The sequence below is a fragment of the Mesorhizobium sp. M4B.F.Ca.ET.017.02.2.1 genome, from assembly GCF_003998955.1.
Lineage (GTDB): Bacteria > Pseudomonadota > Alphaproteobacteria > Rhizobiales > Rhizobiaceae > Mesorhizobium > Mesorhizobium abyssinicae.
In genome coordinates this window covers 1-4518 of sequence record NZ_RZOF01000437.1, presented here as the reverse complement: position 1 = coordinate 4518, position 4518 = coordinate 1, and the positions used below count along the sequence as shown (strand labels likewise).

General features: G+C 63.3%; 4 protein-coding genes. All 4 read right to left on the bottom strand.

Features of this window, described 5'->3' with window-relative positions; translation table 11 throughout:
* Positions 1-121 precede the first annotated feature (121 nt).
* Entirely contained in the window at positions 122-1321 is a 1200-nt protein-coding gene (locus EN738_RS31365) for a hypothetical protein (protein WP_127286984.1), read from the bottom strand.
* 1 nt (position 1322) lies between these two features.
* The gene (locus EN738_RS31360) at positions 1323-2006 is read right to left on the bottom strand and encodes a hypothetical protein (RefSeq protein ID WP_127286983.1); all 684 of its coding nucleotides are present in this window, start codon (positions 2004-2006) and stop codon (positions 1323-1325) included.
* Positions 2006-2260: a hypothetical protein gene (locus EN738_RS31355; RefSeq protein WP_210214098.1), complete on the bottom strand. Its 255-nt coding sequence runs from the start codon at positions 2258-2260 to the stop codon at positions 2006-2008. Before EN738_RS31355 ends, EN738_RS31360 begins: the two co-directional genes overlap by 1 nt.
* Positions 2261-2273: 13 nt before the next feature.
* The coding region (locus EN738_RS31350) for a hypothetical protein (RefSeq protein ID WP_189606068.1) at positions 2274-4518 on the bottom strand (2245 nt) is incomplete at its 5' end.

The following is a 4518-nucleotide window of genomic DNA, read 5'->3' as shown; positions in this document are numbered from 1 at the left end:
TATTTGATCGGCTTGCGATAGTACCCGCCGCCTGGCTTGAACAGCGAATCGACGTCGGCGCCGTGCGGGCCGAAGTACCGATTTCCGAAATACCGCTTGCCGAAATAGCGATCGGCAAACATCAGCTCGGATCCAGGATGACCGCCAGACGGTTGCCATCCTGGTCGACCGAGGCGTTGATGCGGTCCTTCGTGTCGTTGGTGTCTCGGAAAATAGCTGTTCCGGTCCCGAGACCATTCGCCTTGCCGAGCAGCGCCGCAGACCAGAGGCGGAAGCCCTGTCGCGGCGTCATCCCTGCCTCGACGCCGGAAGCGCGGTCAAGCAACGCGTCTGCGTTCTGGTTTGCCGTCGGGATGTCGCCCACAGCAGCCGGTGCCGCGGGCAGATTGTCGGTCTTGGCCTTGATCGCGCCCGTGTCCGACTTGATGGCGGCGATGTCGGCCGAGACGGAAGCGCCGGCGGGCGCGCCAAGCTTGGCATTCACCGCCAGCACGTTGTTGTTGATGGTGGTGTCGTTGCCCGACAGCGCCGAAAGCTGCGTATCGAGATTGGCAGCAGCCAGGCCGACGGCACCACGAACACCGGCGGCGTCCAGGTCGTTGAAGCCGGTGACACCGGTTCCCTTGGCCAATACGATGTTCGTTCCGGCGGTGAGCAGACGCGTCGTCGTCGACCAGACGGCATCGAGGGCATTGGCCGCAAACTTGGCGGCGGTGATGCAGCCGGCCGCAAAGGTATTCGCGGTGATCGCGCCCGAGTTCCAGGCCGTGCCTGCGGCGTGCGTGGTGTTCACTTCCGGGCGGCCAGATGCAAACGTGCCGGCCGCGCCGCCGAATTGTGTCACGTTCACCGCCGCGATACCGGCCGCAAGGCTCACCTGGCCAGTGCCGGTCCCGGACGACAGCAACACACTCGCGCCGATGTCGCGTGCCGTCTGTGTGGTGCCGGCAATTTTGATCACGTCGACGCGACCATTGGCGTCGACCAACGCTGTGGTGCCGCTCGTCGTGTCTCGCCGGAAAAGCTCGATGACACGCGACACTGGGGCCATGCTCGCTTGCGTGATATGCACGCAATACTCTTCCGCGTCCGAAGTCGACGCAATGGTGGTGTCCTCGTCGATCAGCAGCGAATAGACGCCCGGCATGTTGGCGGCCGACAGCTCGGTGATGGTCGGCGTGGTGTAGACGGTCGCGGTGCCCCCATTGCGGCTGCGATAGACGGTGAATGACGACAGGCCGGTCTTCCGCGTCTTCAGGTCCGTGCTGTCGACGGCGACGAAGTATATGGCCTGGTCGGTTTTACCGCTCGGAATGCGCATCTTAGTGCACCGCCGTTGTACTGGCGCCGTTGGAGTTGGAACCGCCAGAGGTAAATGCGGCAGGGTCTTGGCTGGTCGCCGTTGCCTTCAGGTAATCGACCCTGAGCGCAAAGTTGTTGGTGCCCTTCGCCTTGTTGATGACGTTGGTGTAGCCGGCTGGACCGGCAGTGATGGAGAAGCCCCATTGCGCCGCCGCGGCGAACCACAGGTCACTGGCAGAGCCCCAGGAAGGTGTCAGTGAAGGGGGGTTGGGAGCAGAACTGCTCGCGCCAACCGACGTAGCTTCCGGAACGGAGCTGGTCTGTCCGGTGACGCGCAGGCATCCCCAGGCAGTCTGACAGCTGCCATGAGAAACGACCATCGAAGCGCCCTCCGAGCCGGTGGCCTGCTTGTAGTAGCCGGTAAAGCGGATGCCGCCGTTGGAGGCGGTGTACAAGCTGGTCCAGCCGGACGGCGTGGTTGGAGTGATGAGGTTGTCAGAAGCAAACCACAACAGGAGGAGTTCGCCGGCTACGATCCCGGTCGGAAAGGTAACCGTGGTGGAGGTGGTGTTGGATGAGCCGTTATCGCCGCTCGTAGGAGTGCCGACCACATCGAATATTGGAGCTCCAATCAACGGGTTCAGCAGCCCATCCATGAACTGGATCGGCTGGTAAGGGTAGAACTGGCCGCTATCGCCGAACATCAGCTATTGAGATCCACCGCGGCGATAGCATCAGCCTTCGATTTCAGGGCGGTGAACTCGGCCGTCATCTTGGCGAGCTGGGCCTTCACGGCGGCCTCATAGGCGTTGCTGGTGCCGAACGCATTGACGGTGGCGATGACGTCGGCAAAGTCGTTCGGGATCGCAGCCAGTGCCGTCGAGGCCACGCTGGCGTTCGCCTTCACCTTGATCATCACCTGACGCTGGTCACTGAGACGCTGCGCGATGGCAGCCATCCCTACCTCGACTTCACTGGTTGTAGCCATTTGCCTGGGCTCCTGATTGTGGGGGCTGCATCGGGATCGCCGTCACCGCGCGGCCTTGCGCGTCCCTGACGATCTGCTTGGGCTGCGAAAGCACCTGAATGAGCGCGGCAAGCGCCTGCCCGAACATGTCGCGCTGCGCGGCCATCTCTTTTAGCACCGCTTGGCCATCGATCTGCTCGGGGTCTGGCGGCGGCACGATGCCATTGGCGAGCAAAACCTGGTTCTGGTCGACGCGCGCGGCCTGCCGCTTCGCCTGAAGGTCCAGGCGCTTCTCGGCCATCGTCATGTCGTGCTGTTCGCGCTTGAACTGCATGTCTTGCCCGGCGGCGTCCGACTTGATCTTTGCATCAGCGACTTTTTGCGCCTGCTCCGCCTCTCGCGCCTTCGCGTCCGCCTGAGCTTTTTGTTGTTCGGCACTAGGCTGCGGAGGCTGGCCGGCTTGCGCCTTGGCATCGGTCACCATCTTTTCCAGAACGTCCTCGACCGACTTGCCGAGGTTGAAGAGGCGCGAGTTCGCGGCGAAGATTTCGACCGCCACTTCCTTCGACATCTCACCTTGCTGGATGAGCGGACCGACGGCGGCCCAATAGGCGCCGGCCGCCTGCATGAACTCAGCCGTCTCTGCCTTCTGCCTGGTGAGGTCAGCCTTGACCGTCGAATCGCTCTCGACGTCGATGCGGTACATCATGGCCAGGCGCTGCGTCAGAAGCTGCTGGATCGACTGCAGCTTGGCGAGCTTCGCCTGCCGCTGCTGCTCCGCCTGCTGAGCCGCCTGCGTGGCCTGCTGAAGCTGCTGTTGCTGCTCGGGCGGCACTTGAGCGCCCTGGGGCGGTGCCGGCGGCGGCTGCACTGGCGTCAGATCCTGCTGCGTCGGGATGATCTGCACGCCGGTCATCTGCTGCAGGGTCTCATGCGAGAACTTCGCCGGGATGATTTCGGCCATCATGACGAAGATGTCGCGGGCGCAGCGTTCCATCATGCGCTGCATCTTCTGGATGCGCAGCGAACCCCATTGCGTCTTGATGTTCTGCGCCGTGGCGGTCTCGCTCGCCTGGGAAGCGCCGCGCACGATGTCGGAAATGCCGGTGATTTCGTAGATGGCCTGCTTGGTCTGTTCGCGGGCGCTGTAGAGCTCCCGCAGCACCAGAATGAACTTCTCGACCGGCCAGAACGCGACCGCGCCGGACAGGCCGCCATTGGCCGCCCAGATGTCCGCATTGCCGATCGGCACGAATTCCGTGTCATCGGCCGCAAGCATGTTGGCGATGTCGCCAGCGTCGCCGGAATACCAGCCCTTGACCTTCATGTGGCGGGTGATGACGCCGATGCGCTTGGTGGTCAGGTCCAGTTCGTCGGCGAGCCGGCTGTAGATCGAAAACGGATTGACCGGCATTAGCCTGCCGGTCAGCTCGATCGGCTGCACCGGCGCCGGGATCGGGAAGAAATCTGACAGGCCAAGCGGGTCGTCGACCTTCTTCAGCACAACGCCATTGTCGTCGATGAAGATGACCTTGCGAGTGCCCTTGTCCCAGATTTCCCAGCCGCACAGGTCGCTGTCGCCTTCGCCGCGCGCCTTCTTCTCCTGGTCGTCGGTCTGGATGCTGATCAGGCCGGCGTCGAAGACCGCGCCCTCATCTTCTCGCTGCACGACGAAGCGGAACGCGTCCCATGGTCGATCCTTCCAGCGCTTCGCCGGCCCGTGCCGATAGTCACGCCAGCTCACGGCCTCGAACTCGATGCACTCGTTTGCGAGCCGTTCGGTCGGGGCGCCTGCTTGCTGCTGATCGGGCGCGCCATAGTCATCGGCGGAAACCGGGTCAGGTTTCGACCCGGTTTCACCGCCTGCGTCTACCTTGCCCTCGTCCTGCTCGTCGCTGGCCTTGGCAAGCTCTGCGTTGGTCGTCTCGTCCTTTACGATGTCGCTCTTGAAGCGAAGCCGGATGATGCCGCGGCCAGCAAGGAACCCGTCTTGCGCCTCGCCTTCCAATTCGACCTGGAGCTTGGAGTCGTCGACCTGCTTTCGAATGGCGCGCTCGATCAGCTCGGCGACGTCCTTCGCGGCTGGATCCTCGTCGGCGAAGCGGCGTCGAATGTCCGGCGCGGGGGGACTGTTGATGATCGCCGGAACGATGGTCTCGACGTTCGCGAACAGGATGTTGAAGTCGTAGGTGTTGCCGAGCGTGGCGGACGTGCTCAGGTCGTCGGACTTGGTCTCGCCAGTGTAGGCC